Origin of the sequence: Prevotella sp. P5-108 (genome assembly GCF_002251385.1) — a bacterium.
GTDB lineage: Bacteria > Bacteroidota > Bacteroidia > Bacteroidales > Bacteroidaceae > Prevotella.
Window position 1 is genome coordinate 1 of sequence record NZ_NPJJ01000011.1, and the last position, 20,677, is coordinate 20,677.

Here is a 20,677-nt window from a genome sequence, read left to right on the forward strand (position 1 = left end):
GTGGTGAAGGTGGGTGCGGAGATGGTGAAGGTGGGCGCGGCGGTGGTGAAGGTTGGCGCGGGGGTGGTGAAGATGGGTTTGAGGGTGCCAAGTGTTAATATTGTGTTAAATACGGAAAATAATAGGGTGATGTCTTTGTACTTTGGAACTTTCAACATACCTTTGCAGTGTACTACTACAATGGTACACTGAAACACGATAAACTCGGTAACGATAAAACAACTGATATTAAGGATATGATACAAGTCAACAACATCAACTTCGCTTACCCTGGCACCAAGCACAAGGTATTCGAGCACTTCAGTCTCCAGCTGAAAGAGAACAACATCTACGGCCTCTTGGGCAAGAACGGCACGGGCAAGTCTACCCTGCTCTATCTCATCTGCGGCATGCTGCGCCCCTCCGAGGGTGAAGTGCTGGTAGACGGGAGCAACTCCTGTCTCCACCATCCCGAAATGCTGAGCAACATGTTTATCGTGCCCGAAGAGTACGACCTCCCCCACATCCGGCTGAGCCATTATGTCAAGGTCAATAGAGGGTTTTATCCCAACTTCTCACAAGAAGTACTGGACCAGTGTCTTGCTGAATTTGAGCTCAATGGCGACCCCAATCTCGGCCAGTTGTCCATGGGACAGAAGAAGAAGGTATATATGAGTTTTGCCCTTGCCACCGGCACTCGCCTGCTGCTGATGGACGAGCCTACCAATGGTCTGGACATCCCGTCCAAGAGTCTCTTCCGCCGTGTGATAGCCCGCCACATGACTCCCGACCGCACCCTCATCATCTCTACCCATCAGGTTCACGATGTAGAGTCGCTGCTCGACCACGTGGTCATACTCGACCATAGCGAAGTGCTGCTCGACGCCTCGATAAGCGACATCTGCCAGCACTACCGCTTTGAGCAGCGCCCCACCAACGCCGACGACAGCGACGTGGTCTATGCCGAACCCAACCTCCAGGGCTGCGCCGTGATAGCCCACCGCGAGGAGGGCATGGCAGAGACCCCCGTAGACCTCGAACTACTGTTCGATGGTGCCATCAATCACAAACTATTCATCTGAGCCCTCCCCCACCATTATGACTACCCATAACTTCAGCCTCGACAGGCTATGTATGCTGCTCCGCTGGAACTGGACCAACAGCCGGCGCCAGACACTCCGCATCGGCATGATACTCTCTGCCTTCTTGAGCTTATATTTCACCTTCATACTAAGCATCGTACCGTACCAAGACAAATACGCAAAATGGGCAAGCAGACTACCCGACAATGTGGTCATGTTTGTCATCGCCGGCGCGTTAAGAATTCTTCCGCTATTCCTCTGCGCCATGGGCACCCTCATCTTCAGCAACATGGAGACCAAACCCATGCGCGAGCACTACCTGATGCTGCCCGCCAGTCATGCAGAGAAATATGCCACACGCTTTATCCACATCACTCTCGGCAGCGTGCTCACATTTGCCGCCGCCCTGGTGGTGGGCGATGTCATACAGTTTGCCCTCAGCTTTATCTTCCATCCCGGCATCCACCATTCGTGCCTATGGGAGATGATATGCTGCTTCATCACAGGCAGCGGCAAGCAGCAGTTGGCAGATTATCTGCCCCTCCCAGACGACATCGCAGCGATGACTGTTACCTACAGCGGACTGCTGTGGTTGCACTCCTACTGCACCTTGGGCGGCACCCTCTTGCGCCGCCACCCCACAGCCTGCGTGGCATTGAGTCTGATGCTGCTCATCTTCGCCAGCAATACGGCACCCGAGATCGGCATCCTTCCGAGAGTTCTCTCCCCTAAACCGACGGTCGGCGCGACAACCGCCGTGGCCGCAATACTAATCGGGCTGAGCATAGCCAACTACGTAGGGTCCTACCGCATCTTCAAGCGTATGCAGATAATCTGCGACAAGTTTACCAATCTCTAATGAACAATATATGACAACATTCGCTCCCAAACGCATGGCGATGGTGATAATGAACGACATCGCCCAAAACCGAAACGAGCTCATCAAGATATTCACCGTGACGGTCATCGCCATGACCATACCCTTCATGCAGATGAGCAAGCTGATAGACCTGCGCATGCACCATCTGCCCGACGACGCCACGGCGGAAGAGATGCTCACCTACGCCGGCAGCTTCGGCATCTGCTCGGTATTCCTGATGGTCGTGCTGGTCGGCGCCACATTCATCTTCCGTTCGTTCAGAACCAGAGCCACACGCATAGCATTTCTCATGCTGCCAGCGTCCAACGCCGAGAAGTACATGGCACGCATGGGCTATGTCACCCTCGGCATAATGCTCACTGCAGCGATGGCCATCGTGGTGGCCGACATCGCCCAGTATCTCATCAACCTGATAGTCTATCCCGGCTTCAGGCAGTCGTTTATAGTGATGGCTGCAAGCAGCGATTTCCAGCCGGCGATAACCATCAACACCGACCACTATACGCTCAAGAGCGAGGGCTGGGTGTTCTGGCTTGGCTTCGTCTGGGCTCATTCGTGCTGTCTGTTGGGTGGAGCCATATTCCGCAAGCACGCCCAGCCCATCATGTGCATCTTCTTCGTTGTCCTCCTGGGCATCGTGGCCTATATGATGGGTACGGCAGACCTCTCCTACTATATCAGCCTACGCTGCATCAACACGGTGTTCCCCACCCTGTTTGTGGCACTGGCCATCTTCAACCACATCATGGCCTACCGCATATTCTGCCGGCTGCAGGTAGACTGCAACCGAATGACCAATCTCTAAAGACACAACGATTATGACATTCAACAACGACAAAGCCATATACATACAGATAGCCGAGCGTCTGAGCGACGAGATACTGGCCGACCAATATCACGAGGACGAGCGCATACCCAGTGTGCGCGAGTATGCCGTGCTGCTCGAGGTCAACACCAATACCGCCGTCAAGGCATATGAGCTGCTTGCGGCAGAAGGCGTAATCTACAACAAGCGTGGGCTGGGCTACTTTGTCTCTCCCGGCGCCAAGGACCAGATACAGAAGACCCGCAAGCGCGAGTTCATGAAAGAGCGGCTGCCCGAAATGGCGCGACAGATGTCGCTGCTGGGCATCTCTCTCGACGAAGTAAACGACGAGCTGGCCAGTCTGCTCAATCGCTAACCCCTCAACCCTCTAAGACATTATGATGATACAACTCAAAGATGTAAACAAGACCTACCAGGGAGCCCAGCCGCTGCACGTGCTCAAGGGCATCGACCTCAATATCGAGCGGGGCGAATTTGTCTCCATCATGGGAGCCTCGGGCTCGGGCAAGTCCACCTTATTAAATATATTAGGCATCCTCGACAACTATGACTCGGGCGAATACTGGCTCGGCGGAGTGCTCATCAAGAACCTCAGCGAGACGCGTGCTGCCGAATACCGCAACCGCATGATAGGATTTATCTTCCAGTCGTTCAACCTCATCCCCTTCAAGACCGCGGTGGAAAACGTGGAGCTCCCACTGTTCTATCAGGGCGTGGGAAGACGCAAGCGCCACCAATTAGCGATGGAGTATCTGGAGCGGTTGGGGCTGAGCCAGTGGGCCAACCACTACCCCAACGAGCTGTCGGGCGGTCAGCGCCAGCGTGTGGCCATAGCCCGTGCGCTCATCACCAAACCGCAGATTATACTCGCCGACGAACCTACCGGCGCCCTCGACTCCAAGACCAGCGTGGAGGTAATGGACCTGCTCAAGGAGCTCCACGAGCGCGACGGCATGACCATCGTGGTCGTAACCCATGAGAGCGGCGTAGCCAACGAGACCGACAAGGTGATACACATCAAGGACGGCGTGATAGGCAGCATCGAAGACAACTGCGACCACCATCTGGTGGCCAAGGACTATGTGAAATAACCTGACAACAAGCATCATGCGCGAACTAATCAAGGAAATATGGAGCACCTCCAAGCGCAACCGGCTGCGCACAGCGCTCACCGGCTTTGCCGTGGCATGGGGCATATTCATGCTGATATTCCTGCTGGGCGCGGGCAACGGTCTCATCAACGCCCAGATGGAGCGGAGCGAGAAGTATATCACCAACTCGATGGTGGTGATGCCCGGCTACACATCGAAGGCGTACAAAGGCCTGAAGGAGGGACGGGAAATAACCCTCAACGACAGAGACCTGGCGATTACCGGCGACAACTATGCCCAGCATGTAGACCACGTGGGCGGCGTGCTGAGCCAGTACGGTGTCACCGTAGCCTACGGCGAGAACTATGTGGCAACCCAGAATCTCGTCGGCATCTACCCCACCCACGTGAACATCAACAAGACCGAGATGCTGGCTGGCAGGTTTATCAACGAGCCCGACTTCAGAGAGCGCCGCAAGGTGGTGGTGCTCTCACGCAGTCAGGCCAAGGAGCTCTGTCATGACTATCGGTCGCTCATCGACAAGAATGTCAACATCAATGGTCTGGCGTTCAAGGTGGTGGGCATCACCAAGGACGACGAGTCACGCAAGAACAACGAACTCTTCACCGCCTTCACTACCCTGAAAGCCATCTATGCCAAAGGCGACAATGTGGGCAACATCGAGTTCTCCATCAAGAACCTCAAGACCAAGGAGGACAACGAGAAGTTTGAGGCCAACTACCGCGCCAGTACCAATCTGCGCCACCAGGCATCCCCCGACGACGAGCAGGCCCTCTGGATGTGGAACCGCTATACCGACAGTCTGACCATGGCCCAGGGCATAGGCATGATACGCACTGCACTATGGATAGTGGGCCTGTTTACGCTGCTGAGCGGCATCGTGGGCGTGAGTAACATCATGCTCATCACCGTCAAGGAGCGCACCCGCGAGTTTGGCATACGCAAGGCCATCGGAGCGCGCCCCAAGGACATACTGATGCTCATCATCGCCGAGAGCATCATCATCACCTCTGTCTTCGGCTACATCGGCATGCTCTGCGGCATACTGACCAATCAGTATATGGACGCCACCATGGGCCACATGGTGATGGACTCAGGCATATTCAGGGCCACGATGTTTGTAGACCCCACCGTGGGGCTCGACGTGTGCATCAAGGCTACCCTGACCATCATCATCGCCGGAACGATAGCCGGTCTGATACCCGCCATCAAGGCTTCGCGCATCAGGCCCATCGAGGCGCTGAGAGCCGAATAGACAACCGATTACACAACTCTACAAGACCAATATGCGATTAGACTTAGATACATACAAGGAGATACTCGACACCATCACGCGCAACAAGAGCCGCAGTCTGCTCACGGGCTTTGGCGTGTTCTGGGGAGTCTTCATGCTCATCGCGCTGAGCGGTGGCGGACAGGGGCTCAGGGAAATGCTGCAGAACAACTTCGCGGGATTTGCCACCAACGCGTCGGTCATCTGGGCACAGCCCACCACCAAGGCATACCGGGGCTTCAACAAGGGCAGGGAATGGAGCATGGACACCAAGGACATCGTAAGACTGCGCCACCAGGTGCCCGAGCTCGACGTGATAAGCCCCATGATTTTCGGCGGACGCCGCACCACTACCCGTGGCACCAACACCTTCAGCGCATCCACCATGGGCGTCACCCCCGACTATGCCCGTGTGGCTGCACCCACACTCTACTATGGCCGCTATATCAATGACATCGACATGAAGCAGGAGCGCAAGGTCTGTGTCATAGGCAAGCAAATCTACAAGAGCCTCTTTCCCGAAGGAGGTGACCCCTGCGGCAAGACCATTCGTGTAGACTCGACCTACTACCGCGTGGTGGGCGTCAACTACAGTTCCGGACATGCGGTAAACTTCGGCGGCAGTGCCGAAGAGACCATCACGATGCCCGAATCGGTGCTGCGCAAGGTCTACAACCGTGGTACCGCCGTAGACCTGATGGCTGTAACGGGCAAGAAGGGCGTGGTGATGAGCACCATAGCCGACCGCATACGCACCACGCTGGCACGCGCCCACTCCATCTCGCCCGAAGACACCGAGGGCGTCACCATATTCAATACCGAGATCATGTACGCCATGCTGGAGAGCCTGTTCCAGGGCGTGAACTTCCTCATCTGGCTCGTGGGCATAGGCACCCTCGTCTCGGGTGCCATCGGTGTGAGCAACATCATGATGGTGACCGTCAAGGAGCGTACCGGCGAGATAGGCATACGCCGCGCCATAGGAGCCACGCCCAAGATGATACTCTCGCAGATCATCGCCGAGAGCATCGTGCTCACCGCCGTGGCGGGCATGAGCGGCATACTCTTCGGCGTGAGCATACTCCAGCTCGTGGAGATGGCTTGCACCACCGACGGCATGGTAATGGCCCACTTCCAGATAGACTTCTGGACAGCCATCCTCTCTACCATGGTGGTATGTGCCCTCGGCGCGCTGGCGGGTCTGGCTCCGGCATGGAGAGCCATGAGCATCAAGCCCGTAGACGCCATGCGCGAGAACTAAAAGCATCACAACAACGTAAACAATAAAAGAAAGAACAAATATGAAAAAGTATTCCAAACTGATTGTGGCAGCGGTAATCATACTGGTGTTTATCGCTACCTTCGTGTTTCTCTATCAGAAATCACAACCCGCACCCATCGAGTACAGCGAGCTGACGCCTGTGACCACCGACATCATGAAGACCACAGTGATAACAGGCAAGATAGAGCCACGCAACGAGGTAAACGTAAAGCCCCAGATAAGCGGCATCATCAGCGAAATCTACAAGGAGGCAGGCCAGTATGTGCAGGCCGGCGAGGTGATAGCCCGCGTCAAGGTGATACCCGATATGGGCCAGCTGAGCAGTGCCCAGTCGAGGGTAAGGCTGGCGGAGATTAACCAGAAGCAGGCGCAGGTGGACTACTCGCGTGAAGAGAGTCTCTACAAGCAGAAACTGGTGAGCGCCGACGAATACGACAAGATAAGACAGACGCTGCACCAGGCCAACGAGGAACTCAAGGCGGCACAGGACGCACTCGAGGTGGTGCGCGACGGCGTATCGCGCAGCAACGCCAAAGCCAGCTCGACGCTGATACGCTCTACCATCTCGGGAGTGATACTGGACATCCCCGTCAAGGTGGGCAACTCGGTAATCCTGGCCAACACCTTCAACGACGGAACGACCATAGCCACCGTGGCCAATATGAATGACCTCATCTTCAGAGGCAACATAGACGAGACCGAGGTGGGCAGTCTGGTAGACAACATGCCGATGAAGATAACGATAGGCGCGCTGCACGACCTGAGGTTTGACGCTACCCTCGAGTACATCTCGCCCAAAGCCACAGAGAACAACGGCGCCAACCAGTTTGAGGTAAAGGCTGCCGTGCACAGTATCAAGAACGGCAAGATACGCTCGGGCTACAGCGCCAATGCCGAGATAGTGCTGGCCGAAGCCAAGCACGTGGTGTCGATACCCGAGAGCGCCATAGAGTTCAGCGGCGACTCTACCTTCGTCTATCTCATCAAGGGCACAGGCAAGGACAAGACCTATGAGCGCCATGCCGTGGTGACCGGACTGAGCGACGGCGTGAACATCGAGGTAAAGAAGGGACTCTCGCTCAAGGACAAGGTGCGCGGCCCGCAGATTATAGCCGACGCAGCCGGCAACGACGAATGATAACCCATAAAAGACAACGAGTATGACGACAAGGATAATCATGGCAGTGGTCGCCGCCTGCATGGGCGTAGGCACTGCGCAAGCACAGCAGGCGTGGACGCTGCGCCAGTGTGTGGACTACGCCATAGCCCACAACATCAGCGTAAAGCAGATGCAGAACACGCGCGAGTTGCAGGCTCTGCAGCTGAATACCGACAAGAACAGCCGTCTGCCCGACCTCAACGGTTCGGCAGCCCAGAACTTCTCGTTCGGCCGCGGACTCACGGCGCAGAACACGTATGAGAACAAGAGCACATCGAGCACATCGTTTACGATAGGGTCGACCGTATCGCTCTTCGACGGCTTCCGCACACGCAACACCATCAAACTGAGCCAGCTCAATCTGGACGCTGCCGATGCCGACCTGGACAAGGCGCGCAACGACCTGAGCATGAATGTAGCAAAGGCTTACATCGAGGTGCTCAATGCCGCCGAGGCCATGACCGTGGCGCAGCGCCAGGTGTCTATCGACTCGATGCAGGTGGTAAGGATGCAGGGCTTTGTGGACAACGGCAAGGCAAGCGTGGCCCAGCTGGCTCAGCAGAAAGCCACAATGGCACAGAGCCAGCTCACAGTGACCACCGCCGCCAACAACTACCAGATGGCGCTGCTCGCACTGTCGCAGTTGCTGGAGCTGCCATCGCCCGAGGGTTTCTCCATCGTGCGTCCAGACATCGAGCGCATAACTCCCGCGCCAGGCAACATCGCCTCGCCCGAAGCCATCTTTGCCGAGGCTATGGCGGTGAAGCCCGAGGTCAGGGCACAGCAGACCCGCGTGGAGGGCGCCGACTACAACATACAGATAGCCAAGGCTGCGCGCTATCCCCAGCTCAACCTCAACGGCGGCTTGGGAAGCAACTACTACAAGACGAGCGGTTACGAGGCAGACGGATTTGCCAAGCAGCTCAAGAACAACTTCAGCCAGTATGTAGGACTGAGTCTGAGCATCCCTATCTTCAACCGCTTTGCCACGCGCAACAACATACGCCGCAGCGAGATAAACCGCGACACCGAGCGGCTGAAGCTCGACGATGTGCGCAAGTCGCTCTACAAAGAGATACAGCAGGTGTACTACAACGCGCGTGCTGCCGAGAGCAAGTATGCCAGTAGCCGCGAAGCTGTGGCAAGCAACGAGGAAGCCTTCAAGCTGACCCAGGCAAAATATGAGAACGCCAAGGCCAGCATCACGGAGTTCAACGAGGCCAAGAACAATCTGCTCAGAGCGCAAAGCGAACAGATTCAGGCCCGCTATGAATACCTCTACCAGACCAGTCTGCTCAATTTCTACAGCGGTAAGGCACTCGATTTCTAATCTTTATCCCACCATCAGCATTATGCCTATCATCAACATCACATCACTCGATCACCCCGGAGTGGAAGTCTTCAGCAGCCTCACCGAGGCGCAGTTGCGGTCGGGGCGATACACCGACAAAGAAATATTCATCGCCGAGAGCCCCAAGGTAATCCATGTGGCGCTCAATGCGGGCTATCGCGCCACAGCCCTGCTCTGTGAGCGGCGCCACATCGACGGCGATGCAGCAGCAATCATCAGCCGCATCGGCGACGAGGTGCCTGTCTATACCGGCGACCGCGACCTGCTCGCATCGCTCACGGGCTATACGCTCACGCGGGGAGTGCTGTGCGCCATGGAGCGTCCGGCTCTGCCCACGATAGCCGACATCTGCCGCACGGCACATCGCATCGCGGTCATCCACGGCGTGGTTGACACCACCAATATCGGCGCCATCTTCAGGTCGGCAGCGGCATTGGGCATCGACGCCATCGCGCTCACCACCGACTCGTGTGACCCGCTCAACCGCCGCTCGGTGCGCGTGTCGATGGGTTCGGTGTTTCTCATCCCCTGGACATGGATTGAGGGTAGCGTGCAACAGCTCAACGACTACGGGTTCAAGACTGCAGCGATGGCACTCACCGACCGCTCGATAAGCATTGACGACCCGAGGTTGCCCGAGGTGGAGCGGCTGGCCATCGTACTGGGCACCGAGGGCGACGGACTCCCCCACACCACCATCGAAGATGCCGACTACGTGGTGCGCATCCCAATGTCGCATCAGGTGGACTCGCTCAACGTGGCTGCCGCCTCGGCTGTGGCGTTCTGGGAGTTAAGAAAACGGTAACGGCGATAGTTTTCTGGGCATTTGTTGCACATTTACGGGGTAAATGTGTAACTTTGCAAACAGATAAACGTTAGATGATTATGACAATAAACGACAAGACAGGACTGGTATTGGAAGGAGGCGGCATGCGCGGCGTGTTTACCAGTGGTGTGCTCGACGCCTTCATGGTGCATCAACTCTATTTCCCTTATGCGGTGGCGGTCTCGGCTGGTGCCTGCAACGGCATGTCTTACTTCAGCCGCCAACTGCGTCGTGCGCGCATATCCAATATCGACTTTCTTGCCCGTTACCACTATGTAGGGCTGCGTCATCTGCTTACGCAGGGTTGCATCTTCGACCGCAAGCTACTCTATGATGCCTTCCCCAACGAGCTGATACCCTTCGACTTTGATACATACTTCCAGCACTCGGCCAACTTTGAGATGGTCACCACCAACTGTCTGACTGGGCGCGCCATGTACCTCACCGAAGACCACGACCGCCAACGTGCGCTCGACATCGTGATGGCGTCGAGCAGCCTGCCCTATGTGAGCAAGATGGTCACCGTCGACGGCATCCCCATGCTCGATGGCGGCATCGTCGACAGCATCCCCCTGCGCCGCGCCCAGGAACGCGGGTATGAGAACAACGTACTGATACTCACCCGCAACCGTGGCTACCGCAAGAAGGGTCGTGACCACAAGATTCCCCATTTAATCTACAAGAACTACCCTCGTCTGCGCGTAGCCCTAAGCCGCCGCATAGAGGTGTATAATGAGCAGTTGGCATACGTGGAGCAGCTCGAAGACGCAGGCCAGGTGGTCTGCATCCGTCCCGAGCGCCCCTTGGAGGTAGACCGCATAGAGAAAGACACCAACAAGTTGGAAGCCCTATACGAAGAAGGCTACGCCTTAGGCGATAAGTTCTGCAAGGAGATGAGGCCCCTCCCCAACCCTCCCCAGGGGGCGGGAGTTCAATCGTAATGAGGCTGTTCTGCATTAACACATTCCTGCTTGGGGAGAGCATTGAAATGGAGTTTGTAGTGGATGGTACGCACCCTTGGCAACTCTGTAGGAGTTGCTGCTTGCGGACATCTCTTCCATGGACAAGCCATAAACCTCTCTACAAGAGACGTCATCATCATCCCAACTACCTGGGTGAAATTCGAGATGGAGTTTGTAGTGGATGGTACGCGCCCTTGGCAACTTTGTAGGAGTTGCTGCTTGCGGACATCTCTTCCATGGACAAGCCATAAACCTCTCTACAAGAGACGTCATCATCATCCCAACTACCTGGGTGAAATTCGAGATGGAGTTTGTAGTGCATGGTACGCACCCTTGGCAACTCTGTAGGAGTTGCGATTACATAGCCCAGGGTTGAGGTGCGCAGCGCCTCTACCCTGGGTGCAATTCACTACAAATCAATGCTACTCTGAAAGAGTTGCGATTAGCCGAAGGCGTTACCTGCAGCGAGTTTTTTCTGCTTATTTATTGTGATAAATTCCAACTGAGAATAACGCCTACGGCTAAACGCAACTCCTACAGAGTTGCTATATTAGTGGGGTCGCTTACCCAGGGTAGCGTGCTTCGCCCGCAACCCTGGGCTGGGGAAACGCAACTCCGTCAGAGTTGCTGCTGCTTGCGGGGTGTACAACCAGAAGCCCCTCCCCAGCCATCCCCAAGAACCTGGAGTTCTATCTTGCTGTGGGTGAAGGCATTAGACATTAACATCATTTCCTTTGGGGAGAACATAGGAAGGGCTCAAACAATAGTGACGCAGCCCATTTGGTCACCGGTGCAAAACTCCTTTCAATCAAGGTGGTGTTAATATATCCTTCTTTTCATAATAACATTATTCGCACCTTTTTGAGATTTTTACCCTATCGGTTTATACACCTTTTTGAGATTTTCTGCAAGGATTGTATCTAAAAACATTCCTGTTTGGCCTCTTTCCCATTGCATAAGCCCCTCCCCAGGTCTTCCCCAAGGGGCGTCTTGCTGTGGGTTAGTGTATTATAACTTGCTACGGGTAACGCCTACGGCTAAACACAACTCCTACATGAATTGGTGAAATTGATAGACTGACCTATTGCGAGTTTGCCAAAAATGCCTTTCAAAAACGGATAATCAATAATAATGTTGGTGTTTAGAAGAAAATACCATATCATTGCAGACGAACAAGAACCAAAAATATAATAAAAAGGTTTCAAAAATATGGCACAAACATCAAGCCAAAGCACTGTAAACAGTATAGAAATGAGGCTTAAAGGAAAAGGTCGTGGTTCGATAGCTTTCCAACAAGACTATGCAGACTGCGGAACGCCATCAGCCGTGAAGTCAACATTCCATCTTTTTGACACCTGCCGATAGAAAATATGGTAATCATTTTTTGTACCGGCGTTAGCCGGACTTTTTTTACCGCCAACGGCGGACTTTTTGTCATTTGTGACTTTTCAGCCTGCCATCAGGCAGACGCGGATGGGGGTGGCGCGGAATATCCGAGAGCTCGCTCTCGAGATATTACACGACACGCACAGACGCAAAGGGCGAAGCCCTGAAAAGGCGCAAATCTTTTTGTAGCTTCTTTGTGATGCCCTAAAACTCAGCGGTGAAGGAACTCCCGCCCCTTGAGCAGGAATGGGGATGGGCTTATCGGTTGGCTACCTTCATTCCTTTAACTTCATATTTTCCTTGAAAAAAGTTTGGTTGTTTGAGACTTTATTGCTAACTTTACACCCGAAAAAGAAGATTCTCGGTTTATACCAAATCAAAGATAACAGAACCCGTCTGCATCCCGGAGACCTGCAGGCGGGTCACTTTTTTTTATAAAACAGGTATGGTAAATCAGAAACCGCATAATATAGAAGAACAGATACGCTTGCTTCGTGACAAGGGCATGAATTTCTCAGATGATGAAGAGCGTAAGGCCAAGGAGTGTTTCTCGCGTATCAGCTATTTCCGTCTGAAATATTATTGGAGAGACTTACTGGATGCAGATACAGATGGAGATTTCATTGAAGGAACCACCTTTAGTGATGTTATCCGGCGGTATGATTTCGACCATCAGCTGCGCCTCATCCTTTTTGACGCAATAGAAATAATAGAAGTGGCATTGCGTTCAAAGGTGATTAACCATATGTCACAAGCCGCAGGTAATGGATTATGGTATTTGGACTCCTCCCTTTTTGAGAACAGTGATTACCATGAAGATTTCGTTTACGACTTAAAATATGAATTTGGAAGAAGTACGGAGCCTTTTGCCAAAGAATATATAGACAGTCATCCCAACTGGGACGAGGAGTCTTTTGACGGTGACAATCCGGATGCGTGGAGGATAATAGAGGTGGCAACATTCGGTACTCTTTCCAAGATGTGTAAAAACCTTAAGTCGCAGCTTCCGCAGCGTTCCGCAATAGCCAACGATTTTGGACTTTACTCAGCAAAAGACCTTACAGGTTGGCTTGAGGCGATTTCTCTGATGCGTAACATTGTGGCACACCATTCCAGACTATGGAACAGAACGTTTGGAAAGAAAGTAACCAATCCAAGAGGCTTACGTGGCAAATGGCTAAACTCACCATTGACAGAAAATCAGAAGAACAGGCCATACGGCTTCATCGTGGCAATGCTGTATCTCTGCAATGCTGTCTGCCCCGGAAATAAAATAAAAAATAAGATTCTTGATCTGATAAGTGCCAATCAGAACATTCCTTATCAAAGGCTTGGTTTTATCGGAAATTGGAAGGACGATCCAATATGGAGGTAAAAGCCGTTTGTGATGATTTGCACAAAAGGCTTTTCCTTGAATGGGTAGAAAGCGGGATGTATAAACACAAAACGGTCATTAGGCTGATTTGGATTTAATAAGCTGATGATATAAACACAAAAAGCCATGGTAAAAAAAGCGGCCGTTGGCCGTTCAAAAAGTCCGCCATTGGCGGTAAAAAAAACAGTTGCTTGTAGTGGTTCACCGAAGAGAGCAAGGAAGAAGAGGTGTTATATATCGACAAGAAATAAGGTAATCACTTTTTCTACTGGCGCAAGCCGGACTTTTTTTACCGCCAACGGCGGACTTTTTGTAGCTTCTTATGTGAGTATATCAAGTGGATATGGAACCGCACGAGACAAGTAACGCCTACGGCTAAACGCAACTCCTACAGAGTTGCCTAGTTAGTTGGGGGTAGCTACCCAGGGTAGTGCTTCGCCCGCAACCCTGGGCTGGGGAAACGCAACTCCGTCAGAGTTGCCGGGGATGCGTACCATTTTCCGATATGTATGGTCAAATATATTTGGGCGGAAATGGACTAACCATGATGGATGATATGCACCCAATGGTGGAATGGTGTGTGGTGCGCATCCAATGATGGGTTAGCCCATCGTGGATGGTACGCACCCTTGGCAACTCTGACGGAGTTGCGATTTCATAGCCCAGGGTTGAGGGGCGAAGCGCCTCTACCCTGGGTGCAATTCACTACAAATCAATGCTACTCTGAAAGAGTTGCGATTAGCCGAAGGCGTTACCGCAGCGAGTTTTTCTGCTTATTTATTGTGATAAATTCCAACTGAGAATAACGCCTACGGCTAAACGCAACTCCGTCAGAGTTGCTGCTGCTTGCGGACATCTCTACCATGTACCAGCCAACCCCTATCCCTCATCATGGACACCTCACCAGCCACGAGCACGATTCCAGCCTTACCCAAGGGGAAAGAGAACCTCCAAACCGCCTTAAACACAGCAAGTATAAGCTCCCGCCCTTTGGGGAGGGTTGGGGAGGGGCTTCCTCAGTTTGGTCTCCACCTAAAAAAGGCCCAAACTTTCCCTATACCATTTGGAGAGGCGGGAGAAGTCTGGGCCACGGATAAAAGTCAAGCTGACTACTCAGCTATCGTCATTCATCTTCGTCATACCAATCGTTGCGCGGGGCGAGGATGGGTCTGGTGGGATCGCCAGGCTTGTCGCTTTTCTCCAAGCCACCGCTACCAGCGAGCAGGGTGTGCATAGCATCCACACGTATGCGCTCTGACTGGGGTCTTACATAATTATGTCTCATTGTCTTATTCTTTGTTTACATATTTGTTAATCACTTTGACCGCATCGGCCGTATCTATCTTTCCGTCACCATCGACGTCGGCTGTCGCCTTGTTGAGCTTGTCGGTGGTACCCTTGATATAATGTTCGATAATCATCACGGCATCGGCGGTATCTATCGTGCCATCACCATCGACGTCGCCCACCTGACTATTGGTGATATTACCCGTCTGACTGCCGTCGCCCTGGGGCTCGTCGGGGCTGTCGGGGTTATAGACAAACCGGGCTTCGTAGTTCACGTTGCTGGCTGGCATCTCGAAGTTGAAAGTAAGCTGGTCACTCTGCTTCACGCCGTCGACGAACCATCCCTTGAACTTATATCCCTGACTGGGGGTAGCCCTAAGTTCCACCCTTGTACCAGCCTTGGCTTTGGCTCCGTTGTCGCGGTTGAACGAACAGCTGCCCGGCTCATTGGTAGAGACATACACACGGTAGGTGTCGGGCATCTGTGGCTCAGAGGGGTTGAGGGGCGTAAAGTCGTAGATGGCTACAAAGTTTACGTTGCGGTCGGCCACGACATACTCAAATGTCGGCTGCTCGCTATACTTCTCGCCATTGAGCGTCCAGTAGGCGAAGGTGAAGTCCGGGCTCTGTGACGAGGTGCTTATCTTCACCTTAGTGCCACTGAGATAGGTGCCACTGCCCGAGGTATCGCCGCGCTCGGAACTCACGCGGACCCTAAGGCGCAGATTGGGCTCGGGCGGATTGCCGGGGTTGAAATCGTCTTGCGCCGACACCGTGAGCATGGCGCTGCCCACGATGAGCAGCAGCCATGTCATCAGTAATCGTTGTAACTTGGTCATAGTCCTATGCCTTTTATCTTACCATAAACTTGGCCTTCAGTCCTTCTACTTCTACCAGATAGACACCCTTGGTGAGGCCGAGGAATCCATCCTGGGTGCGGGTGGCATAGAGGGCACCGTTGAGAGCATAGACATGGAGGGTCTTGCCCTGCAGATTGCTGATATTGAGGCCGCTGTCGGTGGGCTTCACGTTGACGCCAGTGGTGGTCACGATGTCGCCGATACCGGTGGTGCTGTTGTCGATGAGCAGCATGAAGCGGTTGTCGAACTCGCCGGCATCAGAGGTGAAGTGATAGTCGCCCTGGGTGAGGTCGAAGGTTATCTGCAGGTCGTTGTCGCGCAGGAGTACCTGGCGGTCCATACGCTGGGCGGCGATGGTATATTCGCCAGCCTTGGCAGCGCGGTAACCTATCTTCACGCTACCCTCGGGGCGCTCGTTGATGGCGAGTCTGCCTGCCAGAGCCTCTACGGTATAGAGCTCAGAGGCGCCGTTGCTCTCAAACTTGGCGGCATCGCAGTCGCGCTCATAGCCTGCCTTCTTGTCGGGATTGAATACCACGCGGGTCTTGTCGGTGGTGGTTCCGTCGCTCAGGGTGAGGTTTACTATCTGGCGCTGCACGTCAAACTGTCCTTCCATGCGTGCCTTCTGCATCTGGCTGTTCATCTTCTTGTCTCTACCAGTCTGGGTAAGACGCTTGTCGCCACCAAAGTTGATGTCGTCATTGTCCTTAGGACACTGCACGAAGAATGCCTCAAAGGGATTGAGGAAGGCATTGTCGTCGCCGGGACGCACAGCCTCGTAGGTGTTGCTGTCGCTGTTCCAGCGGGTGATAGGACTGTTGTAGCCCATATCGTTGATGTCGTAGAACGCTGTGAAGGGGTTGCCCACAAAGTTCCAGCTTGCGTTCTGCTCATTGGTCGACGTGTGAATATCGAGCTTGGTGTCTACATTCACGTTGGGCAGTTTGCCAAACGCACTCTTCTCTATCTTGATAGACAGCGTGCAGTCGAGCGACGCCTGGAAGATGTAGCCCTTGCCGGGGTAGAGATATTCCTCGGAGCTATCCAGGTCTATCCATCCACCCTTGCCATACTCGGCACGGATGGCGCCATTGTAGGTACGGAACACGAACTTCACATTCTTGCCACACGAGATATCGGCTTTTCTTACCTTGAAGGGGAAGCTGAAGAAATACCAACGGTTGGCCTTGATGGTGATGTCTATATAGAGTCCCTTGGCATTGAGGTTGGCATTGGCGATGATGGATGCCCAGTTTTTGCCGTCGCCCTTGATGTGTATGGTGTCTGCATCCTGTGGAGGCAGCTCAGGCTTGCCGGGCACGATGATGCCACCACCAGGGTTGATATCGATATCGGGCTCGCCCGTAAATCGGTCGTCCAAGGTGTATTCCTTGTTCAGGTAGAAATATTTGTAGGGTTCGTCAAACTCCTCCAATTTGGCGAACTGGCTCCACTGGGTATTCCAATAGTAATTGTTTTTGCTCTGCTTGGGGATATACAGGGAACCTGTCTCATAGGTTGTTTTGTCGAATGTGTTTTGCCCAATATTAATCGGCTCCACGGTATAGGTATATACGTTTTTCAGGTTTCCGCAGTAAAAGGCATCATCGCCTATAGACTTTAGCGTGCTGGGGATTCTTACTTCTGTGAGATTGTTGCAATTTTTGAAGGCCCCAAAATCAATAGCTTCCACGCCAGGCAAAGAGATTTTTTCCAGACGGTCACAACGCTGGAATGCATGTGAACCAATCGTCTTAAGCGTAGGTGGGAAATCTATGTTTTTAAGGTTCGAGCAAAAATTGAAGGCAGAACTGCCAATCTCCTCTAACTTAACAGGCAGGATAACTTCGACAAGGCTGTAACAGTCAGATAAAGCACAACTTCTAATACTGGTAGCATTTTTAGGCAACTTTACGGATATAAGTTTATCTAAATTATAAAACATATAATCTCCAATGACATTATCCTCGGTATGACAGCCTGTATAGTATTCAAAATCATTGGCCACGATAGTGGCATCTGTCAGGTCGAGGTGGTGCAGATAAGGCATTTTGTTGCGTATCGCCATGATGTCATAGCCGTTGATGGTACCCGTCACCTTCAGCGATACCACCTTGCTGAGATTGGCTTCGGTAATCATATTATGCAGCCCTGACTCCTTCTCCTGCGCAGTCACAGTAACATCATAATCCGTGATGTCACTCATAGAGAATATCTGGTCCTTATAGTTACTCCATCCCGCTGCAGTCCGATAGTCATCCACCGCACTCTCAGGCACACGGATGACAGCATACTTCCAAAGAGAACCTATTTCGAATGTGAATAGAGTCGTCGCTGCAAGCGTGATTTCTCTCGTTTGACCAAAACAGTCTTTGCCAATACTTGTTAGAGTCGCAGGTAGAGAGAGGTGGGTAATTGGACTATCTTGGAATGCCTCGTTACCTATACTTGTCACCAACGGCATGGTCACAGAAGTTAGGCTTGAACAACCGGAGAATGCTTGGTTATCTATACTTGTCACCAAAGGCATGTCCACAGAAGTAAGGCTTGAGCAACTGTTGAATGCTTGGCCACCGATACTTGTCACCAACGGCATGGTCACAGAAGCAAGATTTGAACAGCCGCCGAATGCACTACCACCTATACTTGTCACCAATGGCATGGACACAGAAACAAGGCTTGAGCAACTGGAGAATGCAAAGTCGTTTATACTTGTCACCGATGGCATGGTCACAGAAGTAAGGTTTGAGCAACTCCAGAATGCTTGGCCACCGATACTTGTCACCAACGGCATGGTCACAGAAGCAAGGGCATGGCAAAACATAAATGCTTGGGCACCGATACTTGTCACCGATGGCATGGTCACAGAAGCAAGGGCTTTGCAATCCATAAATGCTTGATTGTCAATCCTTGTCACCGTGTATTCTACGCCATCGACAGTAATCTTTTCTGGAATCACGATGTCGCCAGTAGCAGTTGATTTGGTAACTTCAGCAGTCTTTGCATCTGCATTAAGGTAATAATTAATACCATCTACAGTTGCTGTTTTCGCCTGTATCGCCATTGTCCAGCATAGGGCGATGAGCGTTAGGCAGATGTTGATAAAAGTTTTGTGTGTCATGTTTTATTTGATTTTAGTTAGTTATTTTATTTTCAATACTTTCTTTCCGTTCACCACATAGATGCCGCCGGGCTGCATGGTCTTCACCTCCTTGCCGTCGAGGGTGTATATCTTGCCGTGGGCGGAGGCAGATGCGGTGGGGGCGGTGATGCCCGTGGTGGTGCCTATCTGTATGCCATACTGCGGGGCAGAGGCTTGCGCGGCGGGCATCTCGAGCCAGCACTTGCCCTCGGGGATGAGAAACTCCACGCCATCCATGGCATAGAACTTGGCACCCTCGCCGAGGTCTTGCAGCACATAGCCGTCCTTGCGCTTCTGCGGAGCGATGGCGCCGCGAAGCAATCCGTCGCTGACCACCTCGCCATACTTGTTAGCATCGACCGTGCCCGACAGCGAGCCGGTATAACCAGAGGCACTATATAATATATAAGGTGTATAGGCTGCCAGCTGCGTCACCTCGCTGAGCACCACCAGCTGACCCGTGTCGTCGAGCCCCTTGGCAGAATAGGCCTTGACGCCGTGGGGCAATGGGGACACAGCGAAGGGCAACACGCAGGTGCCATAATGACTGGAGCCACTCACCGAAAGCGTCGCCGTGCTCTCAGCCGTGGCATGGAGCGTAAGCGTCTGGTCCTTGCAGTGATACTTCTGAGAATTCTCCTTGGTAATGGTAATAAAATCAAGGTTGGTAACCTTTAGGACTACGTCTCCCGGCTTGAGATAGGGAGATACCTTTACCTTGAAGTAGAGTAGTTTGCCACTGGTGGCTGTGAGCACTCTATTCATGTCATCTCTACAAGATATACGAAGCCGTTTATTACTTACCACTCCATAAGAAGACGACAGACTATGGACAAGTTTCCCGTCTCTTCCTTTAGGGTAAATACATCTATCACCATCCCAAAGAACAACATAAGGCCCATATTCATCAACCACTACATCCACTCCAGGTGGAAAGAGTATATCCATCTGATAAGCAGTGTAAATCTGGGAACCCACCAGGCTTATCTCCACCTGATAGGTATCGGCGCTACCTGGCACCAACGTAACATCATTGACAGTGATGTAGTCATTGGTAGGTTTAGGGTGCTGTGGCTCATTGGCCACCGCCCTGCCTCCTACCAACAGGCAGAGCAAGGACAAAAGCCAGGCCCTAATGCTTAAGTTGTAAACGTTTCTCATACTATAATTATTTTTGATAGTTAGTATATCTACATTTACGCCGGAGGTCCCCTGGGCCGGTCAGGTTGTTAAGATAGAGATGGAAAGCGAGCATAAAAAAAGCGTGGGAACACCGCTTGTCGTCTGTCCCACGAACTGAGGCTCTCGCATTGCCTATTAAAGTTGAACAGACAACGCCAGAGCCCACGCCGATATGAAAAGCCACAATAGCCAAGACAGCCCCGATACCTATATATAATAAGGTATAGAGCCGTAATGGGGTTGCAACATAATCACACCCATGGACATCTACCGTTGGCTAAGCTCAAGACTTTAATGTGGGGAATTTGCGAGATTCCAGTTCGTCAAGAACAAAGCGTCAAGTAAACGCCTTAATATATGTCGTGCCCCTTTTCCCACCACCCCTCCCTGCTATGCAAGGCTCGGCGTGAGCATGGGGCAAAGATCGCATTGGTCTCCGCCACCCTCGTAACAACCACCAAAGTGGTATGAAGATATGCAGCTTCACCAATTAACGCTCCAAAATTATAAAAAATATACAATAACCAAAAGGAAAACGGTAAAAAATATTGAAATAATGAAAAAAAAGGCGATAACAGAAGCCCCTCCCCTGGCCCTCCCCAAGGGGCGGGAGTCCTATCTTGCTGTGGGTTAGGATATTATAACTTGCTGTAGGTACGCATCTTTGGCAACTCTGTAGGAGTTGCGATTTCATAGCCCAGGGTTGAGGTGCG

At 52.6% G+C, this 20,677-nt stretch carries 17 protein-coding genes and 1 pseudogene; 13 read left to right on the forward strand and 5 right to left on the reverse strand.

The features are described 5' to 3' along the window. Positions 1-236 precede the first annotated feature (236 nt). The 12 genes from CIK95_RS01890 to CIK95_RS01955 all read left to right on the forward strand — a co-directional run bounded on the left by CIK95_RS01890 (position 237) and on the right by CIK95_RS01955 (position 13,493). Positions 237-1,061: an ATP-binding cassette domain-containing protein gene (locus tag CIK95_RS01890; RefSeq protein WP_022310217.1), complete on the forward strand. Its 825-nt coding sequence runs from the start codon at positions 237-239 to the stop codon at positions 1,059-1,061. Positions 1,062-1,077: 16 nt separating this feature from the next. Further along, positions 1,078-1,920: a hypothetical protein gene (locus tag CIK95_RS01900; protein WP_144007685.1), complete on the forward strand. Its 843-nt coding sequence runs from the start codon at positions 1,078-1,080 to the stop codon at positions 1,918-1,920. Between the two features lie 10 nt (positions 1,921-1,930). After that, entirely contained in the window at positions 1,931-2,746 is an 816-nt protein-coding gene (locus CIK95_RS01905; protein ID WP_144007686.1) for a hypothetical protein, read from the forward strand. A 13-nt stretch (positions 2,747-2,759) separates the two neighbouring features. Then, positions 2,760-3,122, forward strand: coding sequence for a GntR family transcriptional regulator (locus CIK95_RS01910; protein ID WP_094420698.1), 363 nt, complete (start codon positions 2,760-2,762; stop codon positions 3,120-3,122). A 25-nt stretch (positions 3,123-3,147) separates the two neighbouring features. Beyond that, positions 3,148-3,858 (forward strand): ABC transporter ATP-binding protein, encoded by a 711-nt coding sequence (locus CIK95_RS01915; RefSeq protein ID WP_094466133.1) that lies wholly within the window; start codon positions 3,148-3,150, stop codon positions 3,856-3,858. A 16-nt stretch (positions 3,859-3,874) separates the two neighbouring features. Beyond that, positions 3,875-5,134, forward strand: a complete 1,260-nt coding sequence (locus CIK95_RS01920) for an ABC transporter permease (RefSeq protein WP_094388496.1) — start codon at positions 3,875-3,877, stop codon at positions 5,132-5,134. Between the two features lie 31 nt (positions 5,135-5,165). Next, positions 5,166-6,413, forward strand: a complete 1,248-nt coding sequence (locus tag CIK95_RS01925) for an ABC transporter permease (protein ID WP_094466127.1) — start codon at positions 5,166-5,168, stop codon at positions 6,411-6,413. A 40-nt stretch (positions 6,414-6,453) separates the two neighbouring features. Further along, positions 6,454-7,572 (forward strand): efflux RND transporter periplasmic adaptor subunit, encoded by a 1,119-nt coding sequence (locus tag CIK95_RS01930; protein ID WP_094386862.1) that lies wholly within the window; start codon positions 6,454-6,456, stop codon positions 7,570-7,572. A 22-nt stretch (positions 7,573-7,594) separates the two neighbouring features. Further along, positions 7,595-8,923, forward strand: coding sequence for a TolC family protein (locus tag CIK95_RS01935; RefSeq protein ID WP_094386861.1), 1,329 nt, complete (start codon positions 7,595-7,597; stop codon positions 8,921-8,923). 22 nt (positions 8,924-8,945) lie between these two features. Continuing rightward, on the forward strand, positions 8,946-9,749 hold the full coding sequence (locus tag CIK95_RS01940; RefSeq protein ID WP_094386860.1) for an RNA methyltransferase: 804 nt from the start codon (positions 8,946-8,948) through the stop codon (positions 9,747-9,749). Between the two features lie 80 nt (positions 9,750-9,829). Beyond that, positions 9,830-10,711, forward strand: a complete 882-nt coding sequence (locus CIK95_RS01945) for a patatin family protein (RefSeq protein ID WP_094466134.1) — start codon at positions 9,830-9,832, stop codon at positions 10,709-10,711. 1,852 nt (positions 10,712-12,563) lie between these two features. Continuing rightward, on the forward strand, positions 12,564-13,493 hold the full coding sequence (locus tag CIK95_RS01955) for an Abi family protein (protein WP_094386052.1): 930 nt from the start codon (positions 12,564-12,566) through the stop codon (positions 13,491-13,493). Positions 13,494-14,616: 1,123 nt separating this feature from the next. On the opposite strand, the gene CIK95_RS13055 is transcribed toward CIK95_RS01955, so the two are convergent. From CIK95_RS13055 to CIK95_RS01970, 5 genes and pseudogenes are all read right to left on the reverse strand, one after another. Then, positions 14,617-14,778: a hypothetical protein gene (locus CIK95_RS13055; RefSeq protein ID WP_158215059.1), complete on the reverse strand. Its 162-nt coding sequence runs from the start codon at positions 14,776-14,778 to the stop codon at positions 14,617-14,619. Between the two features lie 4 nt (positions 14,779-14,782). Further along, the gene (locus CIK95_RS01960; RefSeq protein ID WP_144007687.1) at positions 14,783-15,619 is read right to left on the reverse strand and encodes a dockerin type I domain-containing protein; all 837 of its coding nucleotides are present in this window, start codon (positions 15,617-15,619) and stop codon (positions 14,783-14,785) included. Between the two features lie 13 nt (positions 15,620-15,632). Continuing rightward, on the reverse strand, positions 15,633-17,846 hold the full coding sequence (locus CIK95_RS01965; RefSeq protein WP_254046390.1) for a leucine-rich repeat domain-containing protein: 2,214 nt from the start codon (positions 17,844-17,846) through the stop codon (positions 15,633-15,635). A gap of 201 nt (positions 17,847-18,047) precedes the next feature. After that, positions 18,048-18,761, reverse strand: a pseudogene (locus CIK95_RS13605) (leucine-rich repeat domain-containing protein); the annotation flags it as partial. 21 nt (positions 18,762-18,782) lie between these two features. After that, the gene (locus tag CIK95_RS01970; RefSeq protein WP_094466131.1) at positions 18,783-19,547 is read right to left on the reverse strand and encodes a hypothetical protein; all 765 of its coding nucleotides are present in this window, start codon (positions 19,545-19,547) and stop codon (positions 18,783-18,785) included. Positions 19,548-19,610: 63 nt separating this feature from the next. Between CIK95_RS01970 and CIK95_RS01975 the strand changes: the two genes are divergently transcribed. Next, positions 19,611-19,925 carry a hypothetical protein gene (locus CIK95_RS01975; RefSeq protein WP_094466132.1) on the forward strand — a complete coding sequence of 105 codons (315 nt, stop codon included), beginning with the start codon at positions 19,611-19,613 and terminating at the stop codon, positions 19,923-19,925. Positions 19,926-20,677 lie beyond the last annotated feature (752 nt).